The 22,015-nt window shown below is 63.4% G+C and carries 21 protein-coding genes; 14 read left to right on the top strand and 7 right to left on the bottom strand.

Annotation, left to right across the window (positions count from 1 at the left end; translation table 11 throughout):
- The first annotated feature begins 81 nt into the window (after positions 1-81).
- The 6 genes from ACEQZD_RS02670 (at position 82) to ACEQZD_RS02645 (ending at position 6,580) form a co-directional block, all read left to right on the top strand.
- A complete protein-coding gene (locus ACEQZD_RS02670; protein WP_370183799.1) occupies positions 82-1,299 on the top strand; it encodes a branched-chain amino acid ABC transporter substrate-binding protein in 1,218 nt (405 codons plus the stop codon).
- 74 nt (positions 1,300-1,373) lie between these two features.
- Positions 1,374-2,315 carry a branched-chain amino acid ABC transporter permease gene (locus ACEQZD_RS02665; protein ID WP_142950066.1) on the top strand — a complete coding sequence of 314 codons (942 nt, stop codon included), beginning with the start codon at positions 1,374-1,376 and terminating at the stop codon, positions 2,313-2,315.
- Positions 2,312-3,577 carry a branched-chain amino acid ABC transporter permease gene (locus ACEQZD_RS02660; RefSeq protein ID WP_194856369.1) on the top strand — a complete coding sequence of 422 codons (1,266 nt, stop codon included), beginning with the start codon at positions 2,312-2,314 and terminating at the stop codon, positions 3,575-3,577. Before ACEQZD_RS02665 ends, ACEQZD_RS02660 begins: the two co-directional genes overlap by 4 nt.
- On the top strand, positions 3,574-4,320 hold the full coding sequence (locus ACEQZD_RS02655; RefSeq protein ID WP_370183797.1) for an ABC transporter ATP-binding protein: 747 nt from the start codon (positions 3,574-3,576) through the stop codon (positions 4,318-4,320). Before ACEQZD_RS02660 ends, ACEQZD_RS02655 begins: the two co-directional genes overlap by 4 nt.
- Complete coding sequence (locus tag ACEQZD_RS02650) at positions 4,317-5,015, top strand: ABC transporter ATP-binding protein (protein WP_228548094.1); 699 nt, start codon at positions 4,317-4,319, stop codon at positions 5,013-5,015. The genes ACEQZD_RS02655 and ACEQZD_RS02650 overlap by 4 nt, the downstream gene beginning before the upstream one ends.
- Before the next feature lie 341 nt (positions 5,016-5,356).
- On the top strand, positions 5,357-6,580 hold the full coding sequence (locus tag ACEQZD_RS02645; RefSeq protein WP_370183794.1) for a branched-chain amino acid ABC transporter substrate-binding protein: 1,224 nt from the start codon (positions 5,357-5,359) through the stop codon (positions 6,578-6,580).
- Positions 6,581-6,661: 81 nt separating this feature from the next.
- On the opposite strand, the gene ACEQZD_RS02640 is transcribed toward ACEQZD_RS02645, so the two are convergent.
- From ACEQZD_RS02640 to ACEQZD_RS02620, 5 genes are read right to left on the bottom strand one after another with little or no spacing between them, the layout of a single operon-like run.
- Positions 6,662-7,864: an acetyl-CoA C-acyltransferase gene (locus ACEQZD_RS02640; RefSeq protein WP_142950069.1), complete on the bottom strand. Its 1,203-nt coding sequence runs from the start codon at positions 7,862-7,864 to the stop codon at positions 6,662-6,664.
- Between the two features lie 11 nt (positions 7,865-7,875).
- Entirely contained in the window at positions 7,876-8,796 is a 921-nt protein-coding gene (locus tag ACEQZD_RS02635; RefSeq protein ID WP_370183791.1) for an SDR family oxidoreductase, read from the bottom strand.
- A gap of 32 nt (positions 8,797-8,828) precedes the next feature.
- The gene (locus tag ACEQZD_RS02630; RefSeq protein WP_194856374.1) at positions 8,829-9,296 is read right to left on the bottom strand and encodes a MaoC family dehydratase; all 468 of its coding nucleotides are present in this window, start codon (positions 9,294-9,296) and stop codon (positions 8,829-8,831) included.
- A 15-nt stretch (positions 9,297-9,311) separates the two neighbouring features.
- Positions 9,312-10,409 carry an acyl-CoA dehydrogenase family protein gene (locus ACEQZD_RS02625; RefSeq protein ID WP_370183789.1) on the bottom strand — a complete coding sequence of 366 codons (1,098 nt, stop codon included), beginning with the start codon at positions 10,407-10,409 and terminating at the stop codon, positions 9,312-9,314.
- A 13-nt stretch (positions 10,410-10,422) separates the two neighbouring features.
- Positions 10,423-11,607 (bottom strand): acyl-CoA dehydrogenase family protein, encoded by a 1,185-nt coding sequence (locus ACEQZD_RS02620; RefSeq protein ID WP_335628707.1) that lies wholly within the window; start codon positions 11,605-11,607, stop codon positions 10,423-10,425.
- A gap of 262 nt (positions 11,608-11,869) precedes the next feature.
- On the opposite strand from ACEQZD_RS02620, the gene ACEQZD_RS02615 reads away from it, so the two are divergent.
- Positions 11,870-12,517: a TetR/AcrR family transcriptional regulator gene (locus ACEQZD_RS02615; protein WP_335628706.1), complete on the top strand. Its 648-nt coding sequence runs from the start codon at positions 11,870-11,872 to the stop codon at positions 12,515-12,517.
- A gap of 6 nt (positions 12,518-12,523) precedes the next feature.
- Here ACEQZD_RS02615 and ACEQZD_RS02610 read toward each other — a convergent pair whose 3' ends face one another.
- On the bottom strand, positions 12,524-13,297 hold the full coding sequence (locus ACEQZD_RS02610; protein ID WP_067611184.1) for an enoyl-CoA hydratase/isomerase family protein: 774 nt from the start codon (positions 13,295-13,297) through the stop codon (positions 12,524-12,526).
- 182 nt (positions 13,298-13,479) lie between these two features.
- On the opposite strand from ACEQZD_RS02610, the gene ACEQZD_RS02605 reads away from it, so the two are divergent.
- From ACEQZD_RS02605 to ACEQZD_RS02575, 7 genes are all read left to right on the top strand, one after another.
- Positions 13,480-14,157 (top strand): histidine phosphatase family protein, encoded by a 678-nt coding sequence (locus ACEQZD_RS02605; RefSeq protein WP_335628704.1) that lies wholly within the window; start codon positions 13,480-13,482, stop codon positions 14,155-14,157.
- A 54-nt stretch (positions 14,158-14,211) separates the two neighbouring features.
- Positions 14,212-15,429 (top strand): acyl-CoA dehydrogenase family protein, encoded by a 1,218-nt coding sequence (locus ACEQZD_RS02600; protein ID WP_335628703.1) that lies wholly within the window; start codon positions 14,212-14,214, stop codon positions 15,427-15,429.
- Between the two features lie 128 nt (positions 15,430-15,557).
- A complete protein-coding gene (locus ACEQZD_RS02595; RefSeq protein WP_370183784.1) occupies positions 15,558-16,589 on the top strand; it encodes a phosphotransferase in 1,032 nt (343 codons plus the stop codon).
- A 65-nt stretch (positions 16,590-16,654) separates the two neighbouring features.
- On the top strand, positions 16,655-17,419 hold the full coding sequence (locus ACEQZD_RS02590; protein WP_335628701.1) for an SDR family oxidoreductase: 765 nt from the start codon (positions 16,655-16,657) through the stop codon (positions 17,417-17,419).
- Positions 17,420-17,436: 17 nt separating this feature from the next.
- Entirely contained in the window at positions 17,437-18,219 is a 783-nt protein-coding gene (locus ACEQZD_RS02585) for an SDR family NAD(P)-dependent oxidoreductase (protein ID WP_370183781.1), read from the top strand.
- 192 nt (positions 18,220-18,411) lie between these two features.
- Entirely contained in the window at positions 18,412-19,212 is an 801-nt protein-coding gene (locus tag ACEQZD_RS02580; protein ID WP_335628700.1) for a glucose 1-dehydrogenase, read from the top strand.
- Between the two features lie 186 nt (positions 19,213-19,398).
- Entirely contained in the window at positions 19,399-20,247 is an 849-nt protein-coding gene (locus ACEQZD_RS02575; RefSeq protein WP_370183779.1) for a crotonase/enoyl-CoA hydratase family protein, read from the top strand.
- 177 nt (positions 20,248-20,424) lie between these two features.
- On the opposite strand, the gene ACEQZD_RS02570 is transcribed toward ACEQZD_RS02575, so the two are convergent.
- Entirely contained in the window at positions 20,425-21,855 is a 1,431-nt protein-coding gene (locus ACEQZD_RS02570) for an aldehyde dehydrogenase family protein (protein WP_370183778.1), read from the bottom strand.
- Between the last annotated feature and the right edge of the window lie 160 nt (positions 21,856-22,015).

Here is a 22,015-nt window from a genome sequence, read left to right as displayed (position 1 = left end):
GTTGCGTACCGGGCAGTGTTGCCGGGTACGACAGCGAGATGCCGAGCAGTCGGCAGAAAAACAACAACCGTGGAGAGCGTCATGTTGAAACCCATTTTCACCTTTCTCGCCGCCTCGCTGCTGCTGGTAGGTACCGCCAGCGCCGAGACAGTGAAACTCGCCCTGATCGATCCCCTTACCGGGCCCATGGCCGCCGCCGGTCAGCCCGCGTTCGAGCACCTCAAGTACGAAGCCAAGCGCATCAACGCCAATGGCGGCCTTAACGGCCAGGACCTGGAAATCGTCGGCCTGGACAACAAAGTGAACCCGCAGGAAAGCCTCGTGCAGCTGCAGAAGGCGATCGATGACGGTGTCCGCTACGTGACCCAGGGCAACGGTTCTTCCGTGGCCTCCGCGTTGATCTCCGCCATTGAGAAGCACAACCAGCGCAACCCCGGCGAAGAAGTGCTGTATCTGAACTACGCCGCCGTGGACCCCGCGTTCACCAACGAGCGTTGTTCCTACTGGCACTTCCGGTTCGACGCCAACGCCGACATGAAAATGAACGCGTTGACCGACCACATCGCCGCCAACGACGACATCAAGAAGGTGTACCTGATCAACCAGGACTACAGCTTCGGTCAGGCGGTATCCAAAGCGGCCCGGGAAATGCTGAAAGAGAAGCGTCCGGACATCGAGATCGTGGGTAACGATTTCCACCCGCTGGCGAAAGTGAAGGACTTCACCCCGTACGTGTCCAAGATCCAGTCCTCCGGCGCCGACGCGGTGATCACCGGTAACTGGGGCCAGGACATCACCCTGCTGGTGAAAGCGGCCGCCGAGTTCGGTCTGGAAGCCCCGTTCTTCACCTACTACGGCGCCAGCTCCGGCGTGGTCACCCAGCTGGGCGACAAGGGCGTGGATCGTATCTACCAGATCAACGAGTACTACGGTGAGTTCGAGGACCCGGAGATGGCCAAGCGTCAGACCGAGCTCTACGAACAGGCCGAGTGGGACTTCTACTACCTGCGTCTGAGCACCATGCTCGACATGCTCAAGAAGTCCGCCGACCAGGCCAAGAGCACCGATCCGGTTGATGTCGCCAAAGCGATGGAAGGCATGAAGCTCGAAACCACCACCGGTGAAGTGGTCATGCGTGCCGAGGATCACCAGATCCAGTTGCCTATGTTCATCTCCGTGATGAAGGACGACATGGAGTACGGCGCGGAAGGCACCGACTTCAACTTCAAGAAGGTGGCGCGTATCGACCGGGAAGCCGTGAGCCTGCCCACCACCTGCCGGATGCGTCGCCCCAAATAAACGGCGCCATTCTGTAACTCCAGTGACTAAGTAGTAGGAACAGCGGCGCGAGCCGCTGTTCCGGGAGCCTCGTCATGCTCGAAATTGTTATTTTTTCGACGCTGAACGGTATTTTATACGGCCTTTTGCTGTTCATGCTGTCCAGTGGTCTTACCCTCATCTTCTCGATGATGGGTGTGTTGAACTTTGCCCATGCCAGCTTCTACATGCTGGGTGCCTATTTCGCTTACACCATGGGCATGGAGATCGGCTTCTGGCCGGCTCTGCTGCTCGCCCCGATTCTGGTCGGTGGCCTCGGCGCCATGGTGGAAAAATTCGGCCTGCGCCGTGTCCACGAAAACGGCCACGTGGCCGAACTGCTGTTCACCTTCGGCCTGGCCTATGTGATTGACGAACTGGTGCAGTTGATCTGGGGTACCGTGGCGGTCTCCTACCGCGAGCCCGACTACATGCGCGAGCCGCTGTTCACCCTGTTCGGCACCGACTATTCGATTTTCCGCGGCGTGGTGATTCTGATCGCCGTGTTCATGTTTATCGCCCTCTGGTTCCTGCTCAAGAAAACCCGCGTCGGCATGATGATTCGCGCCGCGCTGACCCACGGCAACATGGTCGGCCACCTGGGCCACAACGTGCCGCGTCTGTTCATGGGCGTGTTCGGTTTCGGTTGTGCGCTGGCCGGTCTCGCCGGTGTGATCGGCGGCCCGCTGCTGGCCACCGAGCCGGGCATGGCGGTGACGCTGGGCCCGATCGTGTTCGTGGTGGTGGTGGTCGGCGGCATGGGGTCGCTGATCGGCGCTTTCTACGCCTCCCTGCTGATCGGCCTGATCCAGACGTTCTTCGTCGCCATCGACGCCTCCATCGCCGACATTCTTAACGCTTTCGGCATGAACGTGGATCCCTACGGTGAGGTGACCGGGATCACCCTGGCCAGCCTGGCGCCGATGACGCCGTTTATTCTGCTGGTGCTGATCCTGATATTCCGCCCCCGTGGCCTGATGGGAGAGCTTGAGCCATGAACGACATTACCGCAGTCGCACCGCGGCAGAATCGTTTCTCCTGGCGCGCTCTATCGCCCTGGTTGATCAGCGCGGCCGTGCTCCTGATTCTGCCCTTCGTTCTCGATAGCGGCACCGCCTTCACGCTGATGAACGTGATCGCCGTGAACATCGTGTTCGCCCTGTCCTACAACATGCTGCTCGGCCAGGGGGGCATGCTGTCCTTCGGCCACGCGGTGTTCTTCGGCCTCGGCAGTTACGCGGCCATGCACGCCATGAACGCCATCGACGAGGCGTCCTACGCCGGCGAAGGCTTCTGGGCGCACATCCCGGTGGTCAGCATGCCGCTGGTGGGCATGATCGCCGGCGGCCTGGTGGCGCTGGTCATCGGTTGGCCGTTCTGCCGCCGCGCCGGCACCGCCTTCGCTATGATCACCCTGGGTCTGGGCGAAATGGTGGCCGCCGCCGGCCAGATGTTCCCGTCCGTGTTCGGCGGTGAAGCCGGTATCTACGGCAACCGCATGGTCGGCCCGCAGTGGTTCGGTCTCGAGCTGGCCCAGGCCGCCGACGTGTACTGGTTCATGGCGTTCTGGACCTTCCTGGCGGTGTTCGCCATGTGGGCCTTCACCCGCACGCCGCTGGGCCGCATGTCCAACGCCGTGCGTGATAACGCGGACCGCTTGCAGTTCATCGGTTACCCGCCGCGCAACATCCGCTTCATGATCTTTATCGCCTCCGGTTCCTTCGGCGGTCTCGCCGGCGGCATGGCGGCGGTCAACTACGAGATCATCACTCCGGAATCGCTCGGTCTGATTCCGTCCGGCCTGGCGCTGCTGATGGCCGCCGTCGGCGGGCTGGGCGTGTTCTACGGCCCGATCGTCGGCGCCATCGTGGTGTCGCTGATGAACTCCATGCTCAGCGATTACACCGAAGCCTCGATCCTCTATGTGGGTCTGGTGTTCCTGGCGATCGTGATGTTCGCCCCGCGCGGTCTTGGCGGCGGCATCGAGCATGTCCGCGTGGCCGCCCGCGAAGGCACTCTGGGCAAACGTCTGCCCGGTTGGCTGACCGGCGCGGTGGCGGTGGTGTTGATCAGCCTGGGCCTGGTCCTGCTGATCGAGCTGCTGTTCCAGTGGCGCCACGGCGATGACGAGTTCGCCCAGTTCTTCGGCCTCAACTTCGTCGCCGAATCCGTGATGAGCTGGGTCTGGGCATTGATCCTGTTCGGTGCCGGTGTGGCGGTAATGCGCGTGACTAAAAAGTTTCGGGAGGACAACGCATGAGCGCCTTGTCTATTAAAAACCTGACCAAGAACTTCGGCCTCGCCGAGGTGATCTGCGGGGTCGACCTGGAAGTGGAAAAAGGCGAGGTACACGCCGTGATCGGCCCCAACGGGGCCGGCAAATCCACCTTCTTCAATCTGCTCTCCGGCGCCTTCGCCCCCACTGGCGGCGAGATCCGGCTGAACGGCGAGCGCATTGACGGCCTCACGCCGGAGAAGATTCAGCAGCGCGGCCTGTCCCGGTCTTTCCAGGTCAGCAACGTGTTCGTCAATCTCTCCGTGTTCGAGAACCTGCGCTGCGCCTGCTTCAAGACCGCCGGCTCCGGCTATGTGTTCTGGCGTCCGGCCAGCAAGATCAAGGCCGCCAACGAGCGCGCCGAGGAAGTGCTGGAGATGATCGGCCTGCAGGCGCTGCGTGATGTGCCGGCCGGGGCATTGCCCTATGCCAGCCAGCGCGCGTTGGAGATCGGCATGACCATCGCCTGCGGCGCCGAGGTGGTGATTCTCGACGAACCCACCGCCGGCATGAGCAACACCGAAACCGCCCAGGCGATCAGCCTGATCCGTCAGGTGGCCCAGGGCCGCACCCTGATGATCGTCGAGCACGACATGGGCGTGGTGTTCGAACTGGCCGACCGCATTTCGGTGCTGGTGTACGGCAAGATCGTCGCCACCGGTACACCGGAAGAAATCCGCAACGACCCGCGCGTCAAAGAGGCGTATCTGGGCGAGGAGGCCGCATGATGCTCGAAGTCCGGGATCTGAACGCGTATTACGGCAAAAGCCACATCCTTCACGGCGTTAATTTCACGCTTGAGGAAGGCGAGGTGGTATCGCTGTTGGGACGCAACGGGGTAGGGCGCTCCACCACCGTGAAATCGATCATGGGGGAAGTGCCGCCGCACGGTTCCATCCGCTTCCGCGGCAATGAAATCGCCGGTCTGCCCAACCATAAAATCTCCCGTCTGGGCCTGGGCTACGTGCCCGAGAACCGGGATATCTTCCCGACCCTGACGGTGCGCCAGAACCTGGAGCTGGGGGTCAAGAACCCGCGCAAGCCGGGCAAATGGCGCGCCGAGCAGATGCTCGAGATGTTCCCCAACCTGGCGCAGCGCGCGGACGCCCCGGCGGGCGTGCTGTCCGGCGGTGAAAAGCAGATGCTCACCATCAGCCGCACCCTGATGGGGGATCCGGAGCTGATCATGATCGACGAGCCCACCGAAGGTCTGGCGCCGTTGATCGTCAAGCAGATCGGTGACCTGATCTCCGAGATCGCCAAAGCCGGTGTGTCCATTCTGCTGGTGGAGCAGAAGCTCTCCATCGCCATGGATATTTCCCACCGCGTGCTGGTCATGGGCCACGGTCAGATCGTGTTTGAAGGCACGCCGCAGGAACTGCGCGCCGACGAAGCGATTCGCCGCGAGTGGCTGGAAGTCTGATTCGATTTTGTTTGTGTTCCATCGTCAATGGGCTGGCCCGCTTCGGCGGGCTTTTTTTTGCACATTCAACGGTGTTGAAAATAATAAAATTACGACCTTAGTACTATTATTAATAAATGCCGCGGCGCCTATATTTATAGAGGTTACAAATGTCGACTGGACAGTCGAAACATCGTCCGCTCATACTGAAAATTCCTAAAAATCAAAAGTGAAGACAGCGTAATGGTTCTTCACGTCCGAGCACCACTCAGCCGCCGACACTGGCCCGACAGTTAACGCGGCAATAATGACAACGAACAGCCGGTAATACCGGTGACAGAACAACAACGAGGAGAGCTTTCATGTTGAAACCCCTGCTTTCGATGGTCGCCGCGACCGTCCTGCTGGTGGGCACCGCCAGCGCGGATACCGTTCGCATCGCGCTGATCGACCCGCTCACCGGTCCGATGGCCGCCGCCGGGCAATCCGCGCTCGATCATCTCAAATTCCATGCCGAGAAAATCAACGAGAACGGCGGCATCAACGGCGACAAACTGGAAATCGTCGGCCTCGACAACAAGGTCAATCCGCAAGAGAGCCTGGTGCAGCTGCAGAAGGCGATCGACGACGGCATCCGCTACGTGACCCAGGGCATGGGCTCTTCCGTGGGTTCCGCGCTGCTCGCCGCGGTCAACAAGCACAACCAGCGCAACCCCGGTGACGAGGTGCTCTACCTGAACATGGCGGCGGTGGACCCGGCCTTCACCAACGAGCGCTGTTCGTTCTGGCACTTCCGCTTCGACGCCCACGTGGACATGAAGATGAACGCCATGACCAGCTGGATCGAAGGCCGTGACGACATCAAGAAAGTCTACCTGATCAATCAGGACTACAGCTTCGGCCGCGCGGTCGCGGAAGCCGCCACCAAGATGCTCAAGGAAAAACGTCCGGACATTGAGATCGTCGGCCAGGATTTCCATCCGCTCGCCAAGGTGAAGGACTTCACCCCCTACGTGTCCAAGATTCAGTCGTCCGAAGCGGACGCCGTGATCACCGGTAACTGGGGCCAGGACATCACTCTGCTGGTGAAAGCGGCCGCCGATTACGGCCTGGATATGCCGTTCCTGACCTACTACGGCGCCATGGCCGGCGTGGTCACCCAGGTCGGCGAAGCCGGCGTGGACCGTATCTACCAGGTCAACGAGTACTACGGTGATTTCGACAAGCCGGAAATGGCCGAGCAGCAGGTCGCCATGTACGAAGACACCGGCTGGGACTACTACTGGCTGCGTCTGACCACCATGCTCTACATGATCGACGCCGCCGCCGAGAAAGCGGACAGCACCGATCCGGTGAAAGTCGCCTTCGCGATGGAAGACCTGAGCATCGAGACCACCACCGGTGAAGTAGTGATGCGCAAGTCCGACCACCAGATGCAGCTGCCGCTGTTCATCTCCGTGCTCAAGGACGATATGGAATACGGCGCCGAAGGCACCGATTTCAACTTCCACAAGATCGCGGAAATCAGCCGCGACGAAGTGAGCCTGCCCACCACCTGCAAGATGCGCCGTCCGAAGCAGGGCTGATCGCCGGCTCGCACAATAAGGCGCATAAAAAAAAGCCCGGCTCGAAGCCGGGCTTTTTTATGCGTGCTGCCTGGTGGCGGTTCAGAATACTTCGAACAGCCCGGCGGCACCGATGCCACCGCCCACGCACATGGTCACCACCACGTACTTGACGCCGCGGCGCTTGCCTTCGATCAGCGCGTGACCGGTCATGCGCGCACCGGACATGCCGTACGGGTGGCCGATGGAGATAGCGCCGCCGTTGACGTTGTACTTGTCCGGGTCGATGCCCAGCTTGTCACGGCTGTACAGGCACTGGCTGGCGAATGCTTCGTTCAGTTCCCACAGGCCGATGTCGTCGATGGTCAGACCGAAACGCTTGAGCAGCTTCGGCACCGCGAACACCGGGCCGATGCCCATTTCGTCCGGGTCACAGCCGGCCACGGCCATGCCGCGGTAGGCGCCCAGGGGCTGCAGGCCGAGACGCTCGGCTTCCTTGGCTTCCATCAGCACGCAGGCGCTGGCGCCGTCGGACAGCTGGGAGGCGTTACCGGCGGTGATGAACTTGCCTTCCTGAATGTTGAGGCCGTCCTTGAACACCGGCTTCAGGCTCTGCAGGCCTTCCAGGGTGGTCTCGGGGCGGTTGCCCTCGTCCTTGGCCAGGGTCACTTCCTTGTCGGAAATTTCCTTGGTCTCTTTGTTCATCACCTTCATGTTGGTGGTCAGGGGCACGATCTCGTCGTCGAACTTGCCTTCCTGCTGAGCCTTGGCGGTGCGCATCTGCGACTGGAACGCGTACTCGTCCTGGGCATCGCGGGACACGTTGTAGCGGTCGGCGACCACTTCAGCGGTTTCCAGCATGCTCATGTAGATGTCCGGACGGTGTTCCTTGAGCCACGGATCACGGGCGCGGAAGGTGTTCATCTTGTCGTTCTGCACCAGGGAGATGGACTCCAGGCCGCCGGCGACGGCCACGTCCATATTGTCGACCACGATTTCCTTGGCGGCGGTGGCGATGGCCATCAGGCCGGACGCGCACTGACGGTCAATGGTCATGCCGGCCACGGAGGTGGGCAGGCCACCGCGCAGGGCGGCCTGACGGGCCACGTTGCCGCTGGTGGAGCCCTGCTGCAGGGCGGCGCCCATGATCACGTCCTGGATGCTCTCCGGATCGATCTTGGCGCGCTCCACGGCGTGCTTGATCACGTGACCGCCCAGCGCCTGGGCCTGGGTGTCGTTGAACGCGCCCCGGTAGGCCTTGCCGATGGGAGTACGGGCGGTGGAAACGATGACTGCTTCTCTCATGATGAACCTCTTTAAGTAAGTTTGATGCCTTTGGCCTGCGCGGCCTTGGTCAGAATCTTGGTGACGTGCTCGCCGCCGTTGGTCATTTCACGGGCGTTACCCATGTCGCCGAGCTGCTCGAACTGAGCCGCGATGGCGTCCGGCGTGCGCTCTTCCTCGTTCAGGTAGATGCCGTCGCTTTCCATCAGCCGCACCATGGCGTAGCAGCCGGCGCCGGCCAGCACGATGCGCTGGTTGGGCGCCTGGTCGCTGGCCAGGAACAACACCGCCGGGGTGATCGCTTCCGGCTCCAGCAGGGCCAGCACTTCCTTGGGCATCAGGTCTTCGGTCATACGCGTGGCCGCGGTGGGCGCCACACAGTTTACCTTGATGTCGTACTTCTCGCCTTCCAGGCAGAGGGTATTCATCAGGCCGGCCACGCCCATTTTGGCGGCGCCGTAGTTGGCCTGGCCGAAGTTGCCGTACAGCCCGGAGGTGGAGGTGGTCATGATCACGCGGCCGTACTTCTGCTCGCGCATTACCGGCCACACTGCCCGGGTGCAGATCGCGGAGCCGGTCAGATGCACCGCCACCACTTTGTCCCAGTCCGACATCTCCATCTTGGCGAAGCTCTTGTCGCGCAGGATGCCGGCGTTGTTCACCAGGATGTCGATACGGCCCCACTGGTCCAGGGTCTGCTGGACCATGGCGCCGACCTGTTCCTCGCTGGACACGTCGGCGCCGTTGGCGATCGCTTCACCGCCGGCGGCCTTGATCTCGGCGACCACTTTCTCCGCCGCTTCGCTGGAACCGCCGGTGCCGTCGCGGGCGCCGCCGAAATCATTGACCACCACCTTGGCGCCCAATTTGGCCAGCGACAGCGCGTGGGACTTACCCAGGCCGTTGGCGGCGCCGGTGACGATCGCCACCCGGCCCTCGAAATTAATACTCATGCTTTTCTCCTTCGGGGAGCTTCGAGCTCGGTTTATCCCAGAACAATCAGGCTCAGCCATTCACAGGCGATGGCCGGCTTGTCGACGCCGTCGATTTCCACCGAAATGGCATAACGGATCAGCAACTGATTGTCGCCACGCGGCTCCACGCCGGCCAGCTTGAAGTGGCCGCGCACCTGGGAGCCGGAGCGCACCGGGTTCAGGAAGCGCACCTTGTCGAAGCCGTAATTGATGCCCATCACCGTGCCCTGCACGCCGGGGACCACGTCCATGGCCATGGCGGAGAGCAGCGACAGGCTCAGGAAACCGTGGGCGATGGTGCCGCCGAACGGGGTTTCCTTGGCGGCCCGCTCCGGATCGATGTGAATCCATTGCGGGTCCTCGGTGAGATCGGCGAACTGATCGATGCGTTCCTGGGTCACCGGGAACCAGCGGGACGTGCCCAGATCCTGGTCCACCTTGGCTTTCAGTTCGTCCACGCTGAGCTTGTTATTGGACATTATAAAATCTCCCTCTCAGTAATCGCGCAGAGCAGCGAAACGGTCCGCGCAGTAGTTGGCGTCGCCCAGCGTTTCACCGCCGGCGCGGGCGCGCTTGAGGAAAAAGCCGATGTCGAATTCATCGGTCATGCCGATGCCGCCGTGCATCTGCACCGCTTCCTGGCCGGCCAGCAGCGCCACCCGGGCGGCCTTGGCCTTGGCGGCCAGCACCTGAACCTCGGCGTCGTCGGCGTTGCGGTCGCAGGCGTCCAGCGCCTGCATCGCCAGGGCGTCGCTCATGGACACTTCGCCCATCAGCAGCGCGGCGCGGTGCTGCAGCGCCTGGAAGGTGCCGATCAGGCGGCCGAACTGCTTGCGCTCCTTGAGGTACTGCAGGGTGCGCTCGAACGCTTCCCGGGCCAGGCCGGACAGTTCCGCGGCCAGCACCGCGCGGCCGGCGCGCAGGGCGGCGGCGAGGGCGGCGGCGCCGTCCGCCATCGGTTCGGCGGCGACGTTATCCAGGGTCACCCGGGCGGCGTTGCGGTCATCCACCATGCGGTTGCGCTCGATGCTCACGCCCTCGGCCTTGGGGTCGACCAGGAACAGCGCGGTGCTCTCGCCCTGGCGGGCCGCCACCAGCAGCAGGTCCGCCACGTGGGCGTCCAGCACCAGCAGTTTGCCGCCGCTCAGGGTGACGCCGTCACCGGCCGCCTTGGCTTCGGTCTTGATCGCTTCCGGACGGTGCTTGGCGCCGTCGTCCACCGCCAGGGCGGTGATCACGCTGCCCTCGGCGATCGCCGGCAGCCACTTCTGCTGCTGCTCGGCGCTGCCGCCGGTGGCCAGGGCGGTGGCGCCCAACACCGCAGTGGACAAGAACGGGGTCACCGACAGGTTACGGCCGATCTCACGGGCCACCAGGCCGGCGCCCACCAGGCCGAAGCCGATGCCGCCGTGCTCCTCGGGCACCAGGATGCCGGTCAGGCCGGACTCCACCATGGCGTGCCACAGCGGCTCGTCGTAGCCCTTCTCGTCGTTACGGTCGCGCAGTTCGCGCAGGTGGGATACCGGGCCCTTATCGGCCATCAGCCGCGCCACGGAATCCTGCAACATCTGTTGTTCGTCGTTAAGTTTCATCAGCGTCGACTCCTTATGCGTCCGGCAGGCCCAGCAGGCGTTTGGAAACAATCCCCAGCATCACCTCGGAGGTGCCGCCTTCGATGGAATTGCCCTTGGAACGGAGCCACTCGCGGGCGTATAGACCGCCCATGGTGCGCTCGCTTTCCCACTCCAGGCCTTCGGCGCCGAGGGCGTCCATCATCACTTCGTAGCGGCGCTTGTTGAGCTCGGTGCCGTAGTACTTGAGCACCGCGGACTGGGCGCCCACGCCCTGGCCGGCTTCCGCTTCTTCGCGGATCTTGCCCACCAGCGCCTGGAACGCCATCTGGTCGATTTCCAGCCGCGCGATGTCGGCGCGCAGGGCGGTGTCCGCCAGCTTGCCGTGCTCGGTGCCAACGTGCTCGGCGGCCAGCGGGCCCAGGGCGCGGCCCTTCAGGAAGCCCGGCGGTTCGCCGCCGATGTTGTTGCGCTCGTGGGTGAGCAGGTACTTGGCCACGTCCCAGCCACGGTTAAGCTCGCCGACGATCTGGTCCTTGCCGACCTTAACGTCGTCGAAGAAGGTTTCGCAGAACGGTGACTCGCCGGAGATCAGCTCGATCGGGCGGGTGCTGACGCCTTCGCTTTCCATATCGAACAGGGCGAAGGAAATGCCGTTGTGTTTGGTGGCGTTGGGGTCGGTGCGCACCAGACAGAAAATCCAGTCCGCTTTGTCCGCGTAGGAGGTCCAGATTTTCTGGCCGTTGACCAGGAAGTGGTCGCCCTTGTCTTCGGCGCGGGTCTGCAGGCTGGCCAGGTCGGAGCCGGCGTTGGGCTCGGAGTAGCCCTGGCACCAGCGGATCTCGCCCCGGCAGATCGGCGGCAGATGCTGTTGCTTGAGTTCCTCGCTGCCGAATTTCAGCAGCGCCGGGCCCAGCATCCAGAAACCGAAGTTGCTCACCGGCGTGCGCGCGTTGATGCGCTGCATTTCTTCGGCCAGCACCTCCGCCTCTTCCGGGCTCAGGCCGCCGCCGCCGTATTCCTTGGGCCACTGCGGCGCGGTCCAGCCCTTGTCGGCCATGCGCTCCATCCACACTTTCTGCGCTTCCGACTGGAACTGCCATTTACGGCCGCCCCAGCAGTGGTCCGCCTGGCTCTTCAGGGGCTGGCGCATTTCCTCGGGGCAGTTCGCCTCCAGCCAGGCCCGGGTTTCCGTGCGGAACTGTTCGAGATCCGACATCGCTCTCCTCCTCGAGCGCCTCCCTGGGCGGCCGACCGCCGGGGGCGGCGGGGCGCTTGGGAAGCTGTTATGAAATTGCTTTTCATTTATTTGAGTGTGACCGAAGTATGTTGGCCCCGTTCCAGGGCGTCCAGGGTCAAAAACGGCATGGTTAGCGGCAGTTGTGTCATCAGTGACCAGCGCGGCGGTGAAAAGGGTCAATGGTCCACTGTGAAATAAGTGGCACTATTGTGCTTTCGGGAAAATTCGTCAGGATGATTTCATGTCTGTTTCCGCGGCACCGACCATGGCCCCCCTTTCCGCCGACCTGGAGCACAGCCCCAGGGACACCATCCTGGACGCCTCGGCGCGCTGCTTTATGGAGCACGGCTTCAAGGCCACCAGCATCGACGACATCGCCCGCCGGCTGGGTGCCACCAAGGGCATGGTCTATCACTACTTCGATTCCAAATCGGACCTGTTCTTCGAGATCCACCAGCGCGCCATGGACGCCCTGGTGCAGGCGGTGGACCCGGAAGTGCGGCGCCGCGCCCCGGCCCTGGAACGGCTGCACGGCATGGCCCGCCGTCACGTGGAAACCCTGATCGAGACCCAGCACTACCAGCGCGCCGTGGTGGAGGGCGTGCAGATGCACCTGCGGGTGAGTACCACCGAAGCCCAGCGCCAGCGGCTGATGCAGCTGCAGGACCGGCGCCGCCGCTACGAGCAGGTGTTTTTAAAGGTGCTCAACCAGGGCATCGACGAGGGCGATCTCGACGCCACCGAACCGCGCATCGCCATCAAGCCGGTGCTCGGCGCGCTCAACTCGGTGATCAACTGGTACCACCCCCGCTACGACGACGCCCCCGGCAGCCGCGAGCGGCTGATCGACGGCGTCGTCACCGTGGCGCTGCGCGGCCTGGTCGCCTGAGCGCCGCTATTTCTTGTTCAGGAACTTGTCGAAGATGGCGCGGGTTTCGTCGCTGAACATGCGCTCGGCGAACAGCACCGATTCCTTCTTGATCTGCTCGCGAATGGCGTCGGCGCCGTGGCGGGTCAGCTGCTTGGTGTACTGCAGCGCCTGCGGCGGCTTGGCGGCCAGTTTCGCCCCCAGCTCCAGCGCCTTGTCGCGCAGCTCGTCGTCGCCGCACCGGTAGGCCACCAGACCCATGCGTTCCGCCTCGTCGGCGGTCAGGGTGTCGCCGGCGAGCAGCAGGCGGTTGGCGTTCTGGCGCCCCAGCAGGGCCGGCAGAATCAGGCTGGAGCCGGCTTCCGGCACCAGGCCCAGGTTGATGAAGGCGGTGTAGAAACGGGCGCTGTCCGCGGCGATCACCAGATCGCAGTGCAGCAGCAGGGTGGTGCCGATGCCGGTGGCGTTGCCGTGCACCGCCGCGATCACCGGCTTGTCCAGCTCGATCAGCCGGTGCACCAGATCCATCGCCGGGCTCTGCTTGCCGTCCTTGCGCGACTCCGGGTCGGCGTTCAGGAAGTCGCCGATGTCGTTGCCGGCGGTGAAGGCGCGGCCCTCGGCGTCCAGCAGCAGGGCGGTGAGGTCGTCCCGGTCCCGGTAGTGGTCCACCGCGCGGCTGATATCCCGGTACATCTCGCCGCTCAGGGCGTTGAGCTTGTCGGCCCGGTCCAGGGTCACTTCCAGTAATTTGCCGTGCTCGGTAACGCGGACATAGCCGCTTTGCAGTGCCAGGGCGCTCATGGTCTTCTCCCGTCTCTCGCCAAATAGCCAGTCAAAATATCGGAATTCCATTTCGCAAAGCAAGCGCCACGGCAACCGCTGATCTATGCACCGCATTTATTCGGCAGGATTCAAAATATCAATTTCACTAACTAAGCGGGCTGTTCTAGGCTGTCTTCATTGCAACTCACACAGGCGACACCATGGCCCAGTTCCACCTTATCCGTCACGGCCAGGCGTCCTTCGGCGCCGCCAACTACGACAAGCTCTCCCAGCTGGGACACCAGCAGGCACGCTGGCTTGGCGAGTATTACCGTGTCCGTGGCGAGACCTTCGACGCGCTGGTCACCGGCGACCTGGTGCGCCACGTGGAAACCGGCGAGGGCATCCAGGAAGGGCTCGGCAGCAGTCTGGCCGCCGACCTGCAGCCCGGGCTCAACGAATTCGATTTCCACTCCATTGTCGACGCCTACCTGAGCGCCCACCCCGAGGAAGTGCCGCCGGAGGGCGCCTCCATGGCCGCCTTCTACCGGGTGCTGAAAAAAGCCATGCAGCGCTGGCAGGCCGGCCGTCTGGAGGGCAACCTGCCGGAAAGCTGGCAGGGTTTCTGCGACCGGGTGGCCGGCGCCATGGCGCACATCCAGGAACAGTACGCCGACCGCGACCGGGTGCTGGTGGTCAGCTCCGGCGGCGCCATCGCCATGTGGATGCGGCACATGCTCAACACCGCCGACGACGCCGTGGTGGAGCTCAACCTGCAGATTCGCAACACCGGGGTAACCCAGGGTTTCTTCAACAAGAACGTGTACCGCCTTTCCATTTTTAACCAGGTTCCGCATTTGGACCGGGAAGACCGCGGCGACGCCATTACTTACAGCTAGAACGGATCAAAGAGGCCGGGTCATAACGGCCGCCTTATTCAAGAGGAGAGCAACATGGATTTCGAACATTCAGAAAAGACCCAGGACCTGATCAACCAGGTACGCACCTTCATCGATAACGAAGTGGTGCCCGCCGAGCACACCTACCACGAGCAGCTCGAGCAGAACCCCTGGAAGACGCCGCCGATCCTGGACGAGCTCAAAGCCAAGGCGAAAGCCAAGGGCCTGTGGAACCTGTTCCTGCCCAAGGAACACGGCGAGCTGAGCCCGGGCCTGACCAACCTGGAATACGCCTCGCTGGCGGAACAGATGGGCCGCCACCACATCGCCTCCGAGTGCTTCAACTGCTCCGCGCCGGACACCGGCAACATGGAAGTGCTCGCCAAGTACGGCAACGAAGCCCAGAAGAAGCAGTGGCTCGAACCGCTGATGGAAGGCAAGATCCGCTCCGCGTTCGCGATGACCGAGCCGGAAGTGGCGTCCTCCGACGCCACCAACATCGAAACCTCCATCACCCGTGACGGCGACGATTACGTCATCAACGGCCGCAAGTTCTACATCAGCGGCGCGATGCGCGAATCCTGCGAAATCATGATCGTGATGGGCAAGACCGACCCGGACAACCCCAACCGCCACCAGCAGCAGTCGCAGATTCTGGTGCCGATGAACACCCCGGGTGTTAACGTCAAACGTCCGATGATGGTGCTCGGCTCCGTGGACGCGCCGGAAGGCCACGCCGAAGTGATCTTCGAAAACGTGCGCGTGCCCAAGGAAAACATCATCCTCGGCGAGGGCCGCGGCTTTGAAATCGCCCAGGGTCGCCTCGGCCCCGGCCGCATTCACCACTGCATGCGTCTGATCGGCGCCGCCCAGCGCGCCCTCGAGCTGATGTGCAAGCGCGCCAACGAGCGCGTGGTGTTCGGCCAGCCGATGATCAAGCACGGCTCCTGCCGCGAAGACATCGCCAAGAGCGCCTGTGAAATCGAGCAGGCCCGGCTGATGACCCTGAAAGCGGCCGACACCATGGACCGCTACGGCAACAAGGAAGCCAAGGAACTGATTGCCATGATCAAGATCGTGGCGCCCAATATGGCGCTCAACGTGGTCGACCGCGCCATGCAGATCCACGGCGCCGTGGGCCTCAGCCAGGACACCCCGCTGGCCGGCTTCTTCGCCTACGCCCGCACCCTGCGCCTGGCGGACGGGCCGGATCAGGTGCATATGATGCAGCTGGGTCGTAACCTGGCCAAGAAATACAGTGAGAACAGCTAACTGATAGTTAACAGTGAAGAGTTAACAGTTAATAGTTGACTGAGCGCAGCCATGGTTTTTGGGGGTGGCCCCAACGGCCATGGCTGCTTTGTCGCTTTTGAGCGTCGTCAATTTTTAAGGAGGTAGACATGTCCCAGGTGGATACCCTGGATACCGAGCGCCTCGCGGCCTATCTGGAAGCGAACGTCGCCGGCTTCAAAGGCCCGATCACCGCCGATAAATTCGAAGGCGGTCAGTCCAACCCCACCTTCCACATCAAGGCCGCCTCCGGCGAGTACGTGCTGCGCCGTCAGCCGCCGGGCAAGCTGCTCAAGTCCGCCCACGCCGTGGACCGGGAATTCCGGGTCATGAATGCCCTCCAGAACACCGACGTGCCGGTGCCGCGCATGTACCACCTGTGCGAGGACCGCGACGTGGTCGGCTCCATGTTCTACATCATGGAATTCTGCCAGGGCCGGATTTTCTGGGACGCGGCGATTCCGGAAGTGGACAACGCCCAGCGCACCGCCATGTATGATGAGATGAACCGGGTGCTGGCGGCGCTGCACGGCGTGGACGTGGACGCGGTGGGCCTCGCCGATTACGGCAAGCCGGGCAACTACTTCGAGCGTCAGATGGGCCGCTGGTCCAAGCAGTACCGCGCCTCCGAGATCAACCACATCCAGGCCATGGAAGATCTGATGGCGTGGCTGGAGAACAACCAGCCCGCCGACGACGGCCAGGTGTCCCTGGTGCACGGCGACTACCGCCTCGACAACATGATGTGGCACCCCACCGAACCCCGCGTGATCGCGGTGCTCGACTGGGAGCTGTCCACCCTCGGCCACCCGCTCGCGGACCTCGCCTATCAGTGCATGCAGCTGCGCATGCCCCAGGAGGGCGGCAACCTGTCCGGCCTGCAGGGCAAGGACCGCAAATCACTGGGCATTCCCACCGAGCAGGAATACGTCCAAGCCTATTGCCAACGCCGTGGCATCGATCATATCGACCACTGGGAATTCTATCTGGCGTTCAGTTTTTTCCGCCTGGCGGCCATCGCTCAGGGTGTCGCCAAGCGCGCCCAGGAAGGCAACGCCTCCAGCAAAAAAGCCGGCTGGGCCGCCCAGGTGGTGGAACCGCTTGCCTCCATGGCGATGCAGATCGTCCGCGAAGGGGCTTAGAAACACTTAATTGTGGGAGCGGGCCCCGCCCGCTCCCACAACACAATTGATTCGGGAGAGAAAGAATGAGCACCAAATTGTTTGATCTGAACGGCAAGATCGCCCTGGTCACCGGCGCCAGCCGTGGCATCGGCGAAGAAATCGCCAAGCTGCTCGCCGACCAGGGCGCCCACGTGATCGTTTCCAGCCGCAAAATCGACGACTGCCAGACCGTCGCCGACGCCATCAAGGCCGACGGCGGTTCCGCCGAAGCCTTCGCCTGCCACATCGGTGAAATGGCGCAGATCGAAGCGGTGTTCGGCCACATCAAGGACACCCACGGCAAGCTCGACATCCTGGTCAACAACGCCGCCGCCAACCCGTACTTCGGCCACATCCTGGATACCCCGGTCTCCGCGTTCGACAAGACCGTGGACGTGAACCTGCGCGGCTACTTCTACATGTCCGTGGAAGGCGCCAAACTGATGAAGGAAAACGGTGGCGGCGCCATCGTCAACACCGCCTCCATCAACGGTCTGTCGCCGGGCAACATGCAGGGCATCTACTCGATCTCCAAGGCGGCCGTGATCAGCATGACCAAATCCTTCGCCATGGAATGCGCCGAGTTCAACGTGCGCGTCAACGCGCTGCTGCCCGGCCTCACCAAGACCAAGTTCGCCGGCGCGCTGTTCCAGCAGGAAGAAATCTATAAAAGCGCCATCGCCCAGATTCCCATGCACCGCCACGCGGAACCCAAGGAAATGGCCGGCACCGTGCTTTACCTGGTGTCCGACGCGTCCAGCTACGTCACCGGTGAGTGTGTCGTCGTCGACGGTGGTTTCACCATCTAAACCGCCTGGAGGTTGTTATGGATCCGATGCTGGATTTCACCGGCAAGGTGGCCCTGATCACCGGCGCCGCCAGCGGCTTCGGCAAGTTGCTCGCCGCCGAGCTCGGCAAACGCGGTGCGCGGCTGGTGCTGGGCGACATCAACATGGACGCCCTGGATAAGCTGGCCGCCGACCTGGAAGGGCAGGGCGTCACCGCCCTGGCGCGCCGCTGCGACGTCTCCTCCGAGGCGGACTGCAAAGCCATGGTGGACACCGCAGTGGAACAGTTCGGCCGTCTCGACATGGCGGTGAACAACGCCGGCATCGCCCACGGCTTCATTCCCATCCACGAGCTCACCGGCGAGCTGCTGGACCAGCAGATGAACGTCAACGTCAAAGGCGTGATGTTCGGCATGAAGCACCAGATCCCAGCCATGAAAGCCAGCGGTGGCGGTGCCATCGTCAACACCAGCTCCATGGCCGGCATCGGCGGCGGGCCCAAGATCGGCGCCTACGCCGCCTCCAAGCACGCGGTGATCGGTCTCACCCGCACCGCCGCCGTGGAAAGCGGCCGCAAAAACATCCGCGTCAACGCCATCTGCCCCTACTACACCCGCACGCCCATGCTGGAAGGCAGCGAAGGGCTGGCCGCCGGTGGCGAAGCGGATCAGACTCTGGCGATGATGGCCGCCGGCAGCCCGATGAAACGCATCGGCGAACCGGAGGAGATCGTCGCCGTTATGCTGATGCTCCTGTCACCGGCCAACACCTACATGAACGGCCAGGCCATCGCGGTCGACGGCGGCGTCTCGGCCTTTTAAGACAACCCCTTGTGGGAGCTTGCTTGCAAGCGAAAGGCCGGCTTTGCCGGCCGGCAGGATCCCAGAGACGCTGATGGTGCTGCCGTCAAAGATCTCTCTGGCATCCTGCCGGGAGCTTCGCTCCCTTTCGCGGGCGGGGCCCGCTCCCACAAGGCAAGCTCCCTCAGGGTGCCCAGTTTAAGGAGAACAACCATGGCAAATCGTTTGGCAAATAAAATAACCGTGATAACCGGCGCCACCAGCGGCATCGGCGAAGCCACCGCCCGGCGCTTCATCGAAGAGGGCGCCACCGTGGTGCTGGCGGGCCGCTCCGAAGAGAAGGGCGAAGCGCTGGCGAAAGAGCTCGGCGAGCGCGCCGTGTTCAAGCGCACCGACATCATGAGCGAGGACGACATCGCCGCCCTGGTGGATTTCACCGTGGAAAAATTCGGCCGCCTGGACTGCCTGTTCAATAACGCCGGCGCCGGCGATCGCACCACCGTGGACAGCTTCGACGAAGACGAATTCGCGCGCATCATGCGCCTGCTGGTGGGCGCCCCGGCGTTCGGCATCAAGCACGCCGCCCGCGTCATGAAGGATAGCGGCGGCGGCAGCATCATCAACAACGCCAGCATCGCCGGCCACCGCCTCAACCAGGGCGGCTACCTGTACTCCGGCGCCAAGGCCGCCGTCGCCCACATGACCCGCCTGGCCGGCGCCGACCTGGGCCAGCACAACATCCGCGTCAACGCCATCTCCCCCGGCGCCGTCGCCACGCCGATCTTCTGGGGCGGCTCCCAGCGCGCCCAGACGCTCAGCGACGAAGAAAACCAGCGCAAGATGGAAAAGCTCGAAGCCAATCTCGCCAAAGCCACGCCGCTGCCCCGCGCCGGCCTGGCGGACGACATCGCCTTCGCCGCCGTCTTCCTGGCCAGCGACGAAGGCAGCTTCATCAACAGCCACGACCTGGTCGTCGACGGCGGCCGCATCGCCATGTTCAACGAGAAGAGTTGAGAAGCAGGCTGTGGGAGCGGGCCCTGCCCGCGAAAGGCAAGCAAAGCTTGCCGGCGGGATCCCAGAGAGGTCTGACCAAAGCACCAACAACGTCTCTGGAATCCTGCCGGGTGGCTAGAGCCACCCTTTCGCGGGCAAGGCCCGCTCGCACAAGGTGCCTGCCGCTGACAATCATGAGGAACCGTCATGAGTTATAAAACACTCACCGTCTCCACCGAGGGCCATATCGCCCGCATCACGCTCGACCGGCCGGACCGCCTCAACGCCATGAACGCGGGCTTCTGGAACGAGCTGCCGGCGGCGGTGCGGGCGCTGGACGCCGGCGGTGACATTCGTGCCATCGTCATCGACGCCAACGGCAAGCACTTCACCGCCGGCCTCGACCTGGGCATGTTCGGCACCCCGCCGGACCCGGCCGACGTCACCGCCCGGGTGCAGAAAGCGGCGCGCTTCCGCCACAACACCGCGCTCATGCAGCAGACCTTCAGCGCCCTGGAAGACTGCCGCGTACCGGTGATCGCCGCGCTCCACGGCGGCTGCATCGGCGGCGGCGTAGACCTGATCAGCGCCTGCGACCTGCGCTACGCCAGCCGCGACGCCTACCTCACCGTCTACGAAATCAACGTGGGCCTCACCGCCGACGTCGGCACCTTCCCGCGGCTCTGCAAACTGCTCCCCGAGGGCATCGTCCGCGAACTGGCCTACACCGGCCGGCGCATGGGCGCCGAGGAAGGCGAGCGTCGCGGCCTCTTCAACGAAGTGCTGGACAGCAAGGAAGCGACCCTGGAACGGGCCCTGGAAATGGCGAAGGAGATCGCCGGCAAATCACCGCTGGCGGTACACGGCTGCAAGCGCATGATCACCTACGCCCGCGACCACAACACCGCCGACAGCCTGGATTACGTGGTCACCTGGAACGCCGGCATGCTGCACAGCGAAGAAGTCATGGCCGCCGTCACCGCCGGCAAAACCGGCGAGCCCGGCGACTACACACCGCTCCCGCCCCTCAACGACGACGTCCAGGGCGGCGTTTAGAACCGGACTTTTGCGAGCGGGCCTTGTGGGAGCGGGCCCAGCCCGCGAAAGGGAGCGAAGCTCCCGGCAGGATTCCAGAGGGATTTCTGACGGCAGCACCAACAGCGTCTCTGGAATCCTGCCGGCCGGCAAAGCCGGCCTTTCGCTTGCAAGGCAAGCTCCTACAAGCGGTCAGCTTCAGGCGCTGTAGAAGACGGACTTCACTTCGAGGAATTCCTCGAGGCCGTAAACGCCCCACTCGCGGCCCACACCGGAGTGCTTGTAGCCGCCGAAGGGCGCCGGCGGATCCAGCTGCGCACCGTTCAGATGCACCATACCGGTCCGCAAACGGGCGGCCACCTTGGCGGCGTCCTCTTCGCTGGCGCCGTACACATAGCCGGACAGGCCGTAGTCCGAATCGTTGGCGATCGCCACCGCGTCGTCCACGTCCTTATAGGGCAGCATCACCAGCACCGGCCCGAAGATCTCCTCGCGGGCGATCAGCATCTGGTTGTTCACCTCGCTGAACACCGTCGGCCGCGCATAGAAACCGGTTTCCAGACCTTCCGGCTTGCCGGTACCGCCGCACACCAGCTTGGCGCCTTCCGCCTGACCCTTCTCGATCATCGACTGCACGCGCTTGAACTGTCGCTCGTTGGCGATCGGGCCGATCACCGTGTCCTTATCCGCCGGGTCGCCGACCTTCAGGCTCTCGCACACCTTGGCGGCGATCGCCTCGGCCTCGGCCAGCTTGTCCGCCGGCACCAGCATCCGCGACGGCGCGTTACAGCTCTGCCCGGTGTTGTTCATCATCGACGCCACACCGTGCTTCACCGCCTTCTCGAAATCCGCGTCCGGCAGAATGATATTGGCGGACTTGCCGCCCAGCTCCAGCGACACCTTCTTGAAGGTATCCGCCGCTTCCTTGCTCACCGACGCCCCGGCACGGGTGGAACCGGTCAGCGACACCACGTCCACGCGCGGGTCGGAAGAGAGCATCGGGCCCACTTCCGCGCCGTCGCCGTAAATCATATTGAACACGCCCTTGGGCAGGCCCGCTTCATCAATGATCTCGGCCAGCACATGGGCGGACAGCGGCGCGAACTCACTGGGCTTGAGCACCATGGTGCAGCCCGCCGCGATCGCCGGCGCCACCTTGCACATCACCTGGTTCATCGGCCAGTTCCACGGCGTGATCAACGCGCACACACCCGCCGGCTCACGGCGCACGGTGGCGCGGCCCAGCTTCTGCTCGAACGGAAACTCCCGCGCCGCGCCCAGCGTCGCCTTGGCGTGGCCCAGACCCATCGGCGCCTGCACCTTCGCCGCCAGACCGTGACGGGGCGCGCCCATCTCCCGGCTGATCGCCTCCGCCATATCATCCAGACGCGACTGATAAATCCCCATGATCTTCTCAAGCATCGCCAGACGCTCTTCCAACGGCGTCGCCGCGAAACTCTCGAACGCATCCCGCGCCGCCTGAATCGCCGCGTCCACATCCGCCTTACCGGCCAGATACACCGTCCCCTCGGACGCCTCCGTGGCCGGATTGATCACCTCATGGGCCTTAGCGTCGCCGCTGGGCTTCACCCAACCGCCGTTAATATAGAACTGGTCCAGATGTTTCATGAAACACTCTCCCGAAAAAACGAAACACAAAAAGTCGGCCGCAAGCGTCCAGCCACAAACCGCAAGCTAGAAGCAAACAACCGCACTTTGAAAGTCACAAGTTGAAAAACCAACCCAGGATGCCCCATCCCGAGTGAACGGGCCAGCAACCCAAGCCCAC

This window comes from Alloalcanivorax sp., from assembly GCF_964221125.1.
GTDB classification, from domain to species: domain Bacteria; phylum Pseudomonadota; class Gammaproteobacteria; order Pseudomonadales; family Alcanivoracaceae; genus Alloalcanivorax; species Alloalcanivorax venustensis.
This window is presented reverse-complemented; position numbering and strand designations above follow the sequence as displayed.